Source organism: Microbispora sp. NPDC046973, from assembly GCF_040644495.1.
Lineage (GTDB): Bacteria > Actinomycetota > Actinomycetes > Streptosporangiales > Streptosporangiaceae > Microbispora.
In genome coordinates this window covers 45558-58630 of sequence record NZ_JBEYWQ010000041.1, presented here as the reverse complement: position 1 = coordinate 58630, position 13073 = coordinate 45558, and the positions used below count along the sequence as shown (strand labels likewise).

Genomic DNA, 13073 nt, shown 5'->3' with positions numbered 1-13073 from the left:
CCTGCGGGCGGGGGGGGGGGCGCCGCGGGGGGCCCGGGACCGCGAGTGGGGGATCAGGAGCAGGTGGTGCCGTTGAGGGTGAATGCGGTGGGTTTGGGGTTGCTGCCGGTGTAGGTGCCGTTGAAGCCGATCTGGATGGACTGTCCGGGGGCGATGGACTTGTTCCAGTCGAGGTTGACGGCCGAGACGTTCGCTCCGGTCTGGGTCCAGGTGGCCGACCAGCCGGGCGGGGTGATCTTCTGAGTGTCGGGGAAGGCGAACTTCAGCGTCCAGCCGTTGATCGCCGTGCCGCCGGTGTTGGCGATCGTGACGGTCGCGGTGAAGCCGCCGCTCCAGTCGCTGGTCCCGTAGGTCACCTTGCACCCGCCACCGACGGACGGTGATGGCGACGGCGACGGAGAGGGAGACGGGCTGGGCGAGGGGGACGGCGACGGAGACGGCGACGGGCTGGGCAGTCCGGACTGGGCGGTCGCGGTGAGCGTCGCCGAGGGCTGGCTGGTGTTGCCGGCCGCGTCCCTGGCCACGACGTAGAACGTGTAGCTGGTCCCGGCCACCAGCTTGTCCGCGACGTACAGGGTGGACGTGGATGAGCCGATCTTGGTGAAGCCCGTGCCCTGCTTCATGTAGACGTCGTAGCCGGTGACCCCGGTGTCGTCGGTCGAGGCCGTCCAGCACATCGGGACGGCGTTGACGAAGTCCGCCCCGCAGACCCACAGCCCGGTGGGAGCGCTCGGCGGCGTGGTGTCCACCGAAGCCGACGGCGAGGGCGAAGGAGACGGCGAGGGCGAGGGCGACGGCGACGGGCTGGGCGAGGGGGAGGGGCTGGGCGTGCCGCCGGGCGGCGTGCCCCACACCAGTGTGTTCCCGTCGTACACCGGCACGTGCGACGCCGCCGACGCCGACCAGTCGTTGGCCGGGTCCCAGGTCGCGCCGTTCGGCACCGAGATCCGCAGTTGCGTGCCGCGCCGGTAGAGCTGGGCGTCGCCGGGATAGATGGGCTTGCCCGTGCAGTCCACCTCGGCGTAGTAGGTGCGGTCCTGCGCGAGTGCCGGCCCGGTCACGGCACAGCCGTTGCTGTCTCCGCCGGTCACCTTGACCTGGGAGATGGAGGTGGAGCCGTCGAGCGTGAAGTAGTAGCGCGCCTTGCCCGACTGGAGGACGCGCGGCGGCCAGTTCGACGTGTTGGTGATGGTGACGGTCAGCGAGGTGCCGTCCACGCCGGTGTAGACGTTGCCGGTCTCGGCGTAGATCTCGTCGTACTTCTCCTCCGGGGCGGGGAAGCCCGCCACCGGCGTCCCGCCGTACTCCTTGGCGAACCGCGCGAGCACGTTGGTGATGCCGGAGTTGTAGTCGATCGCCACCTCGTTGCGGACGTAGTCCGTGCGGCTGTCGGTGTAGGCGTCGGTCTGGTCCGGGCCGCCGGCGAGCGCGCCGTACAGGACGTGCAGGTTCGGGCCGGTGGTGTCGCTCATGTAACCGAGGTACTGGCCGCTGGCCGCCCGGTGGTGGACGTGCGTCGGCGGGTTGGTGCCGAAGCCGACCATGTAGCTGGAGTGGCGGGGATTGTCCCCGAGGGCGTAGTCGACCTGCCGTTTGGCGAAGTCGTGGTAGCGGGCGTAGAGCGGGTCGCCGGGGCCGAGGTGGTCGGCGTAGACGAGGGCCACCCAGGCGGTGTTCAGCGCCATGCGCAGCGACGCCCAGTTGAAGATGTACGCCAGGCCGCCGGGGGTGACCGGGCCCTTCTTGCCCTTGTATCCGACGGTCCAGTAGTCGAGGTAGCGCTGGACGTCGTCCTTGTATCGCTGCTCGCCGGTCAGCGTGGCCATCAGCGCGTAGACGCCGTACTCCTTGTCGTTCCACCCGAGGCCGAAGCTGTAGGCGGGGACGGTCGTTCCGCCCGCACCCTGGCCCACGTCGGGCTCGCCGCCCATCTTCGGATAGAACTCGCGGGCCTTGTCGAGGTAGCTCCCGGTGCCGGTGGCCCGGTAGAGCCACACCGCCGCCCAGGCCAGCTCGTCCCAGTACATCTTGGTCGCGCCCGGGTGGTCGGAGCCGCCCTCCCAGGTCGAGTTGTAGTAGCCGGAGATGCCCGGCACGCAACTCGTGTACGCCGTGTCCTGACCGTTGGAGCCCTTGGTCGTGTCGGCGAACGTGAACAGCTGCTTGGCGTGGGTGAGCAGCGTGTCGGCGTACGCCGGGTCGGTCGGCCGGAAGGCCATCGAGGAGGCCGCCATGGCCGCCGCCGTCTCTGCGACGACGTCGGTGCCCTTGCACGTCGGGGTGATCTTGTAGACCGGCCGCGCCATGCCCTTGATGTCGATCACCTCGGGCGGGCCCCAGTACGCGTGGTCCACGCTGCCGTCGCCCACCTGGACGTACAACGTCTCCGGGTCGGGATGGGCGGCGATCAGGTAGTCGGTGGCCCACTTGAGGTTGTTCATCATGGGCGTGAGCTGGGTCGCGTAGCCGGTCCGGTTCTCGACCAGCCCCCAGGCCAGCATGGTCGTGGTGAACGCCATCGGGAAGCCGAACTTGACGTGGTCGCCCGCGTCGTACCAGCCGCCGGACAGGTCCACCCCGGCGGCCTTCCCGTCGTTCAGCGTGCGGTCGCCGCGCCACTCCACCCGGCTCCAGGCGGGCTTCTTGCCCGACTGCTGCGCCTCGTAGAAGTAGATCGACTTCTGCAGGGCCTCGGTGTAGTTGTACGAGCTCGCCGCTTGCGCGGGCGCCGGGCCCGGGACGAGCAGGGCGGCCAGTACGGCGGCCACCCCGCCCAGGGACAGGAGTCTCATGGATGGCCTCGTCTCAGGAGCAGGTGGTGCCGTTGACGGTGAATGCGGTGGGTTTGGGGTTGCTGCCGGTGTAGGTGCCGTTGAAGCCGATCTGGATGGACTGTCCGGGGGTGATGGTCTTGTTCCAGTCGAGGTTGACGGCCGAGACGTTCGCTCCGGTCTGGGTCCAGGTGGCCGACCAGCCGGGCGGGGTGATCTTCTGGGTGCCGGGGAAGGCGAACTTCAGCGTCCAGCCGTTGATCGCCGTGCCGCCGGTGTTGGTGATCGTGACGGTCGCGGTGAAGCCGCCGCTCCAGTCGCTGGTCCCGTAGGTCACCTTGCACCCGCCACCGGTGGACGGCGACGGCGACGGAGACGGCGACGGGCTGGGCGAGGGGGACGGGCTCGGCGAGACCGACAGGCTGGGCGACGGGCTGGGGGACGGCGACGCCGAAGGGGACGCGGAGGGCGACGCGGACGGCGACGGCGAGGGTGACGTGGACGGGGATGCACTGGGGCTGGGCGACGGCTCGGCGCCGGGCGGCGTGCCCCAGATGAGGCGGCCGTCGTTGCCGTACAGCGTCATGCGGTCCGCGCCCTTGGCCGACCAGTCGTTGGACGGGTCCCACGTCGCGCCGTCGGCCACGCCGATGCGGAGCTGCACCTCGCGGCGGTACTCCGACTGGCCGCCGGGGAAGATGAGCGTCCCGGTGCAGTCGACCTCGGCGTAGTAGGTGCGCCCCTCCAGCAGGTGCGGCCCGGTGGGCTGCTTGCACTGCGTGTAGGACGTGCTCACCGTGACCTGGCTCGCCGTCGTCGAGCCGTCCAGGGTGAAGTAGTAGCGGAACTTCGCCTTGTCCAGCACGGTCGCCGGCCAGGCCGACTTGTTGATGACGAAGGTCTTGGCCGCCGTCTCCCGCGTCGTGTGGGTGATCGTCGGCTCGAGATAGAACTCCGGCCCGTCGGGCGTCTCACGGGGCAGCGTGGCCAGGGGCGAGCCGCCGTACTTGCCGTAGAGGACGGCGAGCGAGCTGGTGATGCCGGAGTTGTAGTCGAGGGAGACCTCGTTCTTGACGTAGTCGCCCCGGCTGTCGGTGTAGGCGTCGGCGCCGTCCGGGCCGCCGACCAGCGCGCCGTACAGGATGTGCCTGCTGACGGCGGGCTCGCCGTCGGGACCGGCGTTGGTCCAGGAGCCGTGCGCGCCGCGGTGGTGCGGGTTGCGCGGCGGGTTGGTCCCGAACCCGATCATGTAGCTGGAGTGCCGGGGGTTGTCGCCGAGTGCGTAGTCGATCTGCCGCTTGCCGAAGTCGTGGTAGCGCGCGTAGAGCGGGTCGCCCGAGCCGAGGAAGTCGGCGTACTTCAACGCGACGAAGGCCGTGTTGGCGGCCATGCGCAGCGAGGCCCAGTAGAAGATGTAGGCCAGGCCGCCGGGGGTGATCGTGCCCTTCTTGCCCTTGTATCCGACGGTCCAGTAGTCGAGGTAGCGCTGGACGTCGTCCTTGTATCGCTGCTCGCCGGTCAGCTCGGCCATCTGCTCGTAGACGGCGTACTGCTTGTCGTTCCAGCCGAAGCCGAAGTTGAAGACCGGCACCTGCTGCCCGTTGCTGCCCGGGTCCTCCTGGGCGCCCATCTTCGGGTAGAACTCGCGCGCCCGGTCGAGGTAGCCCGCGGTGCCGGTGGCCCGGTAGAGCCAGAGGGAGGCCCAGGCCAGCTCGTCCCAGTACATCTTCGTGGCGCCCTCGACCTGCCCGCCCTCGCCCGTGGAGTTGTAGAACCCCTGTGCGGCGCTGACGCAGTTCACGTACGCCGTGTCGCGGCCGTTCGTCCCCTTGGTCGTGTCGGCGAACGTGAACAGCTGCTTGGCGTGGGTGAGCAGTGTGTCGGCGTACGCCGGGTCGGTCGGCCGGAAGACGATCGACGAGGCGGCCATCGCGGCGGCGGTCTCGGCGACGACGTCGGTGCCCGGGCACGAAGCGGTGATCTTGTAGACCGGCCGCTTGTGGCCCTTGGCCTCGACGGTCTCGGGAGCCCCCCAGTAGGAGTGGTCCTCACCGCCGTCGCCGACCTGGACGTACAGGACGTTCGGCTCGGGATGGGCGTGGATGAAGTAGTCGCCCGCCTGCCGGAGCGTGTTCAGCAGGTACGGCAGCTGGCCCGAGCGCTCGTAGGACGCCCGGTAGTCCGCGCCGCCCCAGGCCAGCGTGGTGGTCATGGCCGCCATCGGGAAGCCGAACTTCATATGGTCGCCCGCGTCGTAGAAGCCGCCGGACAGGTCCACCCCGGCGGACTTGCCGTCGTTGACGGTCGCGTCGGCCCGCCAGGTCACCCGGTTGGCGGACGGCAGGTGCCCCGACTCCTGGGCCTCGTAGAACAGGAACGACTTCTGCAGCGCCTCGCCGTAATTGAAGGAGGCGGCCGCAACGGGGGTGGAGGTCGAGGTGAGGGCCAGCAGGGCGCCGGCCAGTGCGGTCGCCGTGCTCGCGCTCAGCAGCCGTCGCGGTAGTCGCATCACATGCCCCTCGGAAAGGACGACGGGCCGGCCCCGCCGGGCGGGGCCGCCCCGGAAACGGGCGGGACGATCTCGGGAGGACTCCCGCCCGGATCGTGCGTACGCGAGGTGGCGCGATCCAAGCACGCTCCGGTCACGGAGCGGTACGTCCAGGTCAGGACGGCCGAGGGCACGCTGCGGAGCTGAAACTTTCAGCTCGGCCCGGCGTTCACACCAGCAGCATGAGCACACCCGCGAGGAGGATTCCGGCGACGACCAGGGCCACCACGGGCAACGCCGTCCTGCCGAACCGGCGGCGGATGAGTCTCGGATTGTGTGCCATCGAAGCGCCCTTCGTCTCGTCGAGTCAGTTATCGGAGGTGTGCGTGCGTGACGTGGAGGGATGCGCCCGCGCGCGGGCGAGTTCGCGGGCCCGGCGCAGCAACGCCGCCCTGCGGCAACACCCGCCAGCGGGCCACCAGCTCGGCCGGCGCCGCGCGCTCGCCCAGCTGCGCGCGCACCACCAGCAGCTCGTCGGTCATCTCGTCCTCCCGTCACCCTGCACAGTCGGACGATGGACCGATCAGGTTCACGCCATCCGAACGGCCGACGGAGAGGATCTCCCGTGCGGGCCGCATGCGGTGGACGTCGCCGAGGAGTGATCGGGCCGGGAGAGCGGCCCGCCTGCCTCGCGGCCCGACGCCCGTGACGTCCGGCCGCGAGGCGGCACCCGCGCGGGTTGTGCCGGGCCCCGCGCTTTCGGTTCGCCCTACGGGCGGCGGGGCGTGGTCACGCCTGTGCGGGCGCGGGGGCGTACGTCTCGACCTCGTGGTGCCGCATCCGGTGGATCAGCGTGTCCAGCGCCCAGGCGCCGGGCCCGAAGACCGCGATGAGGAAGAACGACCAGCAGAACATCGCCGCCGCCTCGCCTCCGTTCAGGAGCGGGAACAGGCCCCGCGGCGCGTGGACGGTGAAATACGCGTACGCCATCGAGCCGGAGCACAGCACGGCGCTGACGCGGGTGAGCAGCCCGACGAGGACGAGCGTCCCGAAGACCAGCTGGATGGCCGCCGCCCACCAGCTCGGCCACGTGCCGATCGCCAAGGCGTGACCGGTGCCGCGGTGGCCGCCCAGCACGCCGAAGATCGTCGCCACGCCGTGGCAGACGAACAGCAGCCCCGTCACGACGCGGAAAAGCGAGAGGACTGGTCCCCTGATCTGGTCCGTTTTCATGTGATCACCTTCTGTGCCTGCCGGTCGGGCCGGGCCGCGCACGTGCGGACGCGACCGAACCGGCCGATGGGAATGCGCCGGGAAAACCGAGGCCCGGCGGAAGGGAAACGGGAAACTCCGGCCGCCGCCTATTCGCAGTCATGGCAAAGTAAATCGGCCGTCATTTCCTGCGTTCCGTGGCTCACATTGTCGGCGAATTGGACGCCCGGCGGCGTAAAGCCGCGCGGATATGCGAGCAAAAGACCCGGAACCGCTGGTGAAAGCCCGAAACTCGCAGCATCGTCGCTGCCGGCTTCGCGGTTCGCCCACGGGCCACGGCGGCCGCGCCTCGCTTATTCGGCGGCGAATACGCGTTGGGGCGGCGTAGTCCCAAGAATGCTGAAAATGGTGTCGCTAGTCAAGGCTTCAACTAATCCTCGGTCAGGAAATGGCGACACTGCGTCTTCGAATCCATGGCGGCACCCCGGTCACCTGCCGATACTTCCGGGACGCGGACGGCCCGGCTCCGCGAGACGGCGTGAAACTTTCTCGGATCACCGCCTTGAACTCGCGGGCTACCTCGTCCAGAGGCACTCCTGCGCCGTCCGCACGAGCGCCATCAACCCGGCCGACAGCCGTTCGCCCCGCCACGCGAGCGCGTACGTCAGGCGAAGGTCGCCCGCGTCCAGGGGGACGAAGGCGACGTCGTCCCTGCGGACGGACGTGACGACCAGGGAGGGAGTCGGCAGCAGGCCGACACCGGCCGCGACCAGGTCGAGCACGGCGGCGAAGTCGTCGATCTCGTCGGCCACCACGTGCTGCCGGTGCGGCCCGACCCGGGCGGCGAGCCGCGCCCACATCCCGCCGGGCGGCCGTTCGCGCGGCAGCAGGACGCGGTGCCGCGCGAGCCGTTCGGGCTGCAGGCGGGGCAGGCCGGCGAGCGGGTCCCCGGCCGGTACGGCCAGATGCCCGACGGGCACGTGGAAACGGGCGGCGGTGGTCAGCTCCCGCGGGAAGGGGGCGGCGAGGATGGCCGCGGTCACCTCGCCGGCGGCGAGGGCCGCGACGGCGGCGGCCCGGCCGGCCGGGCGCAGCTCCACCTCGGCCGGGGGCTCACGGCGTGCCATCCGGCGGGCGATCCGCGCCGCGAGGCCGCCGGCCGGCGGGGGATAGGCCAGGCGGACACCGGCGCCGTCCCGCGCGGCGAGCCGCCTCGCCTCGGCCGAGAAGGCGGCCGCAGACTCCAGCAGCGCCTCGGCGTACGGCAGCAGCGCCTTGCCGGCCGGCGACAGGTGGACCTCCCGGCTGGTCCGCTCGAACAGGCGGACCCCGAGCGCGCGTTCGAGACGGCCGACGGCCTGGCTCGCGGCGGGCTGGGAGACGCCCAGCTCGGCGGCGGCGCGGGAGAAGCTGAGGTGCCGGGCGACGAGGGCGAAGCAGCCGATGTCGCGCAGCGGCGGGCCGGAGTCCACGCTCCAGTATGGGAGGTCAGACGGTCCTGCGCAGACGCAGGTCGCAGCCCGTCTGGCGGTAGAACGCCAACTGGTCGTAGTAGACCCGCCCGCTGGCGAACGCGCCGTCGTCGCCCATCGTGTAGGCGCCGGCCGCGGGTAAGACCACGCGGCGGCCGGTGCCCATGATCTCCGTGCCGCCGGGCAGCAGCAGCGGCCCGGTGTGGGTGCCGCTGAACGTCCACTCCGTGACGATGGTGTCGTCGAGGACGGCCCATGTGGTGGTCTCGTTGTGCATGTCGGGAAACGCCGTGAAGAGCTGCCGGAAGTACCAGCCGATCTGCTCTCGCCCCTCCACCACCCCCGCGGGCGTGACGAACACGGCCCTCGGGCTGAAGCAGCGGACCACTCGCTCCTCGTCCTGGGAGCTGATTGCGTCCGTGAGCGCGTCGAGCAGCGCGCCGATCTCAGCCATGCGCCTCCCGTCCCCGTCCTGGAACTCCTACCCCGGCGACGGGAGGTGACGCAGGCGCGCGGCGCGCAGGGGTCGGGGCGCGTCGGAGGTCAGTCCTTGCGGGCGACCCCGCACAGCGCGTCGACCTCGGCCGCCTCCCCGAACGTGCTGGGGTCGGGCCGCCACCGCGACACCGACACCACCCCCGGCTCCAGCAGGGTGAGGCCGTCGAAGAAGCGGGCCATCTGCTCGGGCGTCCGCAACCGGTAGGGGTCGCCGCCCTCGGCGCGGATGCGCTCCGCCTCGTCGGCCGCCTCGGGCAGGACGACCTTCGTGCCGTCCTCGAACACCAGGTGGCTGCCGGACGGCAGGGCGTCCATGAGCCGGCGCACGATCGCGTACGCCTCCTCGTCGTCGAGCACCTGGCCCATGATCCCCAGCAGCATGAGCGCCACGGGCTCGCCGAAGTCGAGCGTCTTCGACGCGGCGGTCAAGATCTTGTCCGGCTCGCGCACGTCGGCCTCGATGTAGTCGGTCACGCCGGGCGGGCTGCTGGTCAGCAGGGCGTTCGCGTGCACCAGCACGAGGGGGTCGTTGTCGACGTACACGACGCGGGACTCCGGCGCCACCCGCTGCGCCACCTGGTGGGTGTTGTCGGCGGTCGGCAGGCCGGTGCCGATGTCGAGGAACTGCCGGATGCCCGCCTCGCCCGTCAGGTGCCGTACGGCCCGGCCGAGGAAGCCCCGCGACTGCCGGGCGATGTCGACGATGCCGGGGTAGGCCTGCCGGATCTGTTCGCCGAGTTCGCGGTCGACCGTGAAGTGGTCCTTGCCGCCCAGGAAGTAGTTCCAGATGCGTGCCGAGTGCGGCACGCTCGTGTCGAGCTTGGGACGGTGCTCCTCGCCGGAGCCGTCCGCCGAGCCTTCGCTCACCCGGTCCTCCTGCCGTCACATGATCACTGCCCCACCTTAGAGACTCCCGGGCCCGCGGCATAGTCGTGAGGACAGGCCCTTGAGTCTCCAGCCGGTGGAGAGACCAGACTCGGTGTCATGGACGACGAGGGGCTGTTCACCATCGGATGGCTCTCCCGCCGCACCGGGATGCCGGTGCGCACGATCCGGTACTGGTCCGACGTCGGTGCGCTGCCGCCCGCGGAGCGGAGCGAGGGAGGCTACCGGCTCTACGACGCCGGCGCCGTGGCCCGGCTGGAGCTCATCAGGACGCTGCGGGATCTCGGTCTCGGCCTGGACGACGTACGGCGGGTGCTGGAGCGGAAGGTCACCCTGGCCGACGTCGCCGCCGTCCATGTGGACGCACTCGACGCGCAGATCCGCACCCTGCGGCTCCGGCGCGCGGTGCTCAGCACCGTCGCGAGGCGGCGGTCCGGCACGGAGGAGACGAAACTGTTGAACGATCTGGCACGGCTGTCCGCCGACAAACGGCGGCGCATCATCGAGAACTTCGTCGACGAGGTCTTCGGCGGCCTGGACGCCGATCCGGAGCTCAGGAACCGGCTGCGGCACACCGAGATCGGCCTGCCCGACGACCCCACGCCCGAGCAGGTGGACGCCTGGGTGGAGCTCGCCGAGCTCGTGCGCGACCCGGACTTCCGGCGCCGGATGCGCGACATGGTGGAGCACAACACGCGAAACCGCTCGGGGCAGGAGCCGGGAGCCTTCATGTGGTTCGCGAAGAAGGTCGTCTGGCAGGTGGGCCAGGCGCGGGAGAACGGGGTGCGCCCCGACTCGCCCGAGGCCGCCGAGGTCGTCGGCAGCCTGCTCGGCGACATGGACGCCGCCGGCCGGGCGGCCGTCAGGGAGCGCCTGGAGGCCGGCATGTTCGCCGAGGCCGAGCGCTATCGGCATCTCATGGCCGTGATCAACGGCCGGGAGCCGAAGCCGTCCCACGCGGACGACTTCGCCTGGCTCCTCGCCGCCCTCCGCGCCCACCCCTGAGCACCCGGTCGCGCGGATCAGTAGCGCTTCCCTCACGCTTCGGCGGTGGCCGAAGTCTTCGCGGGCACCGATGACGTATGTCGTGGACGAAGACTCCCCGTATCGCCCCCGGCCCAGGCCCGGCCGGGGCGCACCGCAGACGCCGGACGATCCTCGTCGTGATGTGCGCGGGCATGTTCCTCGTGCAGCTCGACGTCACCGTCGTCAACGTCGCCCTGCCGCACATCGGCTCGGACCTGCGCACCGGCCTGCCCGGCATGCAGTGGGTCGTCGACTCCTACACCGTCGTCCTCGCCGCGTGCCTGCTCGCCGCCGGCGCCGTGGGAGACCGGCTGGGACACCGTACGGTCGCCGTCGCCGGGCTCGCCCTCTTCGGCGCCGCCTCCCTGCTGTGCGGCCTCGCCCCCGGCATCGGCACGCTGGTCGCGGCCCGCGCCCTGCAGGGCTTCGCCGCGGCGCTGCTGCTGCCCAGCACCCTCGCCGTGGTCGGCACCACCTTCCCGGAACGCGCCGAGCAGGCCCGCGCCCTCGGCATCTGGGCGGGGGTGTCCGCCCTGGCGCTGCCCTGCGGTCCGGTGCTCGGGGGCCTGCTCGTCACCCTCGCCGGGTGGCGCTCGGTCTTCCTCGTCAACCTGCCCGTCGTGGCGGTCGCCATCGTGCTCACCCTCCGTCGCGTCGGCAGGGACGAGCCCGCACCCGGACGGCGGCTGGACCTCCCGGGTGTGCTCGCCGCGGCCGTCGCCCTGCTCGCCCTCACCTACTGCGCCATCGCGTACGGCCACTCGGGAGTCTCCGCCCAGACGGCGGGAGCCGCCGTGGTCGCCGTGCTCGGCACGGCCGCCCTGGCCTGGTGGGAGCGCCGGGCACCCGAGCCCCTGTTTCCGCCGTCCGTCCTCGGCAGCTCCCGCTTCGTCGGCGCCAACGCCGTCGCCGCCCTGATGAACTTCGTCGGGATCGGCTTCATCTTCGTCGTCACCCTGTATCTCCAGGGCGTCCGCCACCACGACGCCCTGTCCGCCGGCGTGATGCTGCTGCCGCTGTTCGCCCCCCTCGCGCTGTGCGCGCCGATCACCGGGCGGGTCGCCGCCCGCTACGGGCCCCGGCTCCCGATGCTGGGCGGGCTGCTGCTCGGCACGGCCGGCGCCGCCTGCCTGGCGCTGGTGACCCCCACCGGTCCGTACGCGGCGCTCCTCCCCGCACTGCTCGGCCTCGGCCTGGGCATGGGCCTGCTCACCGCGTCCGTGGTCGCGGCGGCGCTGCGCGCCGGGCCTCCCTCCCGTCCCGGCCTGTCCTCAGGCGTCAACAACACCGCCCGGCAGGCGGCCGGCGCGCTCGGCGTCGCCGTCCTCGGCGCCATCGTGCAGGACCCCGCCGACGCCGAGAGGTTCACCGCCGGCCTGCGATGGGCCGGCGGCCTGTCGGCCCTGCTGTGGATCGCCGCGATCGTCATCACCCTGCGTACGGCGCCGGGCCCGCAAGAACGGGACGCCGCCGGGTGAGCGTTCCCGTCACCGGGCGTCGGCGAGCGGCGCGGGAGACGGCAGGCCGATCCGTTCGCGTACGGCCTGCTGGAAGTGCGCGCAGCCGGTGACGTCATCGTGGTCGCAGCCCAGCGCGCACTCGACCACCTCCAGCGCCGCGCGGGCCTGTTCGATGCGCCGCCGGAGCTCGGCCTGCCGCCGGCGGAGGATCTCCCGCCGCTCGGCCGCCGCGCGGGTGGCGATCATCTCGCGGATCTCGTCGAGGCCGAGCCCGGCCTCCTTCGCCCGCAGGATCACGGCCACCCGGAAGAGGTCGTCGGGGCCGTAACGGCGGCGGTCGCCCGCGACCCGGGCGGGCGTCAGCAGCCCCACCGACTCCCAATGCCGCAGGACGTGCGTGGCGAGGCCGAACCGGGCGGCCGCCTCGCCGATGCCGATGGTCGCGCTTGACTTCATGCCGACATTAAGTCGGACGCTGTCTCCCATGTCGAACCGATCCCTCATCGCCCTTCTCGACCGTGTGGACAGGCATCCGGGCCAGGCGGCGCTGCGCGCCCGCACGTACGAACTTCTCGGCCTGGCCGCCGGGAGCCGTGTGGTGGACGTGGGCTGCGGCGCCGGACTGGCCGTCGCGGAGATGGCCGCCCTGGGCGCGCGACCGATCGGCCTGGACGCGGACGGGCAGGTGATCGAGGTCGCCCGGTCGCGGCACCCGGGCCTGGACTTCCGCCGGTCGGACGCCTGCGACCTGCCGTTCGATGACGGCGAGCTGGCCGGTTATCGGGCCGACAAGGTCTACCACGCCCTGGCCGATCCGGCGCGGGCGGCGGCCGAGGCGTGGCGGGTGCTCGCCCCCGGCGGGCGGATCGTCCTGGTGGGGCAGGACTGGGACACGTTCGTGATCGACTCGGACGACCCCGCTCTCACCCGGGTCATGGTGCGGGCGCGGGCGGACGCCGTGCCCAGCCCGCACGCGGCCCGCCGTCACCGCACCCTCCTGCTCGACGCGGGCTTCGCGGACGTCACCGCCGAGGTCCGCACGGGTGTCTTCACGGACGGCTCGCTCCTGCCGATGGTCACCGGCGTGGCCGAGGGCGCGTACGCGGCGGGGGCGGTCACCCGGCGCCAGGCCGACGACTGGATCGCGGAGCAGACCGGCCGCGCGCGGCGGGACAGGCTGTTCCTCGCCGTGCCCATGTTCCTGGCCGCCGCGCGGCGCCCGTGAACGCCTTCCCTCCGGCCGCCGAGGCAGCCGGTGCGA

At 71.9% G+C, this 13073-nt stretch carries 12 protein-coding genes; 4 read left to right on the top strand and 8 right to left on the bottom strand.

Features of this window, described 5'->3' with window-relative positions; translation table 11 throughout:
• Nucleotides 1-53: 53 nt before the first annotated feature.
• A complete protein-coding gene (locus ABZ860_RS39030; protein ID WP_357230476.1) occupies nucleotides 54-2792 on the bottom strand; it encodes a glycoside hydrolase family 9 protein in 2739 nt (912 codons plus the stop codon).
• Between the two features lie 13 nt (nucleotides 2793-2805).
• Nucleotides 2806-5280, bottom strand: coding sequence for a glycoside hydrolase family 9 protein (locus tag ABZ860_RS39025; protein WP_357230473.1), 2475 nt, complete (start codon nucleotides 5278-5280; stop codon nucleotides 2806-2808).
• 3 nt (nucleotides 5281-5283) lie between these two features.
• Here ABZ860_RS39025 and ABZ860_RS39020 point away from each other — a divergent pair, with 3 nt between their 5' ends.
• Nucleotides 5284-5466 (top strand): hypothetical protein, encoded by a 183-nt coding sequence (locus ABZ860_RS39020; RefSeq protein WP_357230470.1) that lies wholly within the window; start codon nucleotides 5284-5286, stop codon nucleotides 5464-5466.
• A gap of 164 nt (nucleotides 5467-5630) precedes the next feature.
• Here the strand turns inward: ABZ860_RS39020 and ABZ860_RS39015 are convergent, their stop codons facing one another.
• The 5 genes from ABZ860_RS39015 to ABZ860_RS38995 form a co-directional block, all read right to left on the bottom strand.
• Nucleotides 5631-5801, bottom strand: a complete 171-nt coding sequence (locus ABZ860_RS39015; RefSeq protein ID WP_357230467.1) for a hypothetical protein — start codon at nucleotides 5799-5801, stop codon at nucleotides 5631-5633.
• 247 nt (nucleotides 5802-6048) lie between these two features.
• Complete coding sequence (locus ABZ860_RS39010) at nucleotides 6049-6492, bottom strand: DoxX family protein (RefSeq protein WP_357230464.1); 444 nt, start codon at nucleotides 6490-6492, stop codon at nucleotides 6049-6051.
• Between the two features lie 554 nt (nucleotides 6493-7046).
• Nucleotides 7047-7943: a LysR family transcriptional regulator gene (locus tag ABZ860_RS39005; protein ID WP_357230461.1), complete on the bottom strand. Its 897-nt coding sequence runs from the start codon at nucleotides 7941-7943 to the stop codon at nucleotides 7047-7049.
• A 16-nt stretch (nucleotides 7944-7959) separates the two neighbouring features.
• The gene (locus ABZ860_RS39000; RefSeq protein WP_357230458.1) at nucleotides 7960-8397 is read right to left on the bottom strand and encodes a nuclear transport factor 2 family protein; all 438 of its coding nucleotides are present in this window, start codon (nucleotides 8395-8397) and stop codon (nucleotides 7960-7962) included.
• An 89-nt stretch (nucleotides 8398-8486) separates the two neighbouring features.
• Nucleotides 8487-9308 carry an SAM-dependent methyltransferase gene (locus tag ABZ860_RS38995; RefSeq protein WP_357230455.1) on the bottom strand — a complete coding sequence of 274 codons (822 nt, stop codon included), beginning with the start codon at nucleotides 9306-9308 and terminating at the stop codon, nucleotides 8487-8489.
• A gap of 117 nt (nucleotides 9309-9425) precedes the next feature.
• On the opposite strand from ABZ860_RS38995, the gene ABZ860_RS38990 reads away from it, so the two are divergent.
• Nucleotides 9426-10331: a MerR family transcriptional regulator gene (locus ABZ860_RS38990; RefSeq protein ID WP_357230452.1), complete on the top strand. Its 906-nt coding sequence runs from the start codon at nucleotides 9426-9428 to the stop codon at nucleotides 10329-10331.
• A 77-nt stretch (nucleotides 10332-10408) separates the two neighbouring features.
• The gene (locus ABZ860_RS38985; protein WP_357230450.1) at nucleotides 10409-11830 is read left to right on the top strand and encodes an MFS transporter; all 1422 of its coding nucleotides are present in this window, start codon (nucleotides 10409-10411) and stop codon (nucleotides 11828-11830) included.
• 9 nt (nucleotides 11831-11839) lie between these two features.
• Here the strand turns inward: ABZ860_RS38985 and ABZ860_RS38980 are convergent, their stop codons facing one another.
• Entirely contained in the window at nucleotides 11840-12268 is a 429-nt protein-coding gene (locus ABZ860_RS38980; RefSeq protein ID WP_357230447.1) for a MerR family transcriptional regulator, read from the bottom strand.
• A gap of 28 nt (nucleotides 12269-12296) precedes the next feature.
• Here ABZ860_RS38980 and ABZ860_RS38975 point away from each other — a divergent pair, with 28 nt between their 5' ends.
• Nucleotides 12297-13037, top strand: coding sequence for a methyltransferase domain-containing protein (locus ABZ860_RS38975; protein WP_357230444.1), 741 nt, complete (start codon nucleotides 12297-12299; stop codon nucleotides 13035-13037).
• Nucleotides 13038-13073 lie beyond the last annotated feature (36 nt).

What these genes read in the sequence shown, in the direction of transcription:
- ABZ860_RS39015 (WP_357230467.1), bottom strand. Translation starts at nt 5,801, where the DNA reads ATGACCGACGAGCTGCTGGTGGTGCGCGCGCAGCTGGGCGAGCGCGCG.
- ABZ860_RS38980 (WP_357230447.1), bottom strand. Translation starts at nt 12,268, where the DNA reads ATGAAGTCAAGCGCGACCATCGGCATCGGCGAGGCGGCCGCCCGGTTC.
- ABZ860_RS39030 (WP_357230476.1), bottom strand. Translation starts at nt 2,792, where the DNA reads ATGAGACTCCTGTCCCTGGGCGGGGTGGCCGCCGTACTGGCCGCCCTG.
- ABZ860_RS39025 (WP_357230473.1), bottom strand. Translation starts at nt 5,280, where the DNA reads ATGCGACTACCGCGACGGCTGCTGAGCGCGAGCACGGCGACCGCACTG.
- ABZ860_RS38985 (WP_357230450.1), top strand. Translation starts at nt 10,409, where the DNA reads ATGTCGTGGACGAAGACTCCCCGTATCGCCCCCGGCCCAGGCCCGGCC.
- ABZ860_RS39010 (WP_357230464.1), bottom strand. Translation starts at nt 6,492, where the DNA reads ATGAAAACGGACCAGATCAGGGGACCAGTCCTCTCGCTTTTCCGCGTC.
- ABZ860_RS39020 (WP_357230470.1), top strand. Translation starts at nt 5,284, where the DNA reads ATGCCCCTCGGAAAGGACGACGGGCCGGCCCCGCCGGGCGGGGCCGCC.
- ABZ860_RS38975 (WP_357230444.1), top strand. Translation starts at nt 12,297, where the DNA reads ATGTCGAACCGATCCCTCATCGCCCTTCTCGACCGTGTGGACAGGCAT.
- ABZ860_RS38990 (WP_357230452.1), top strand. Translation starts at nt 9,426, where the DNA reads ATGGACGACGAGGGGCTGTTCACCATCGGATGGCTCTCCCGCCGCACC.
- ABZ860_RS39000 (WP_357230458.1), bottom strand. Translation starts at nt 8,397, where the DNA reads ATGGCTGAGATCGGCGCGCTGCTCGACGCGCTCACGGACGCAATCAGC.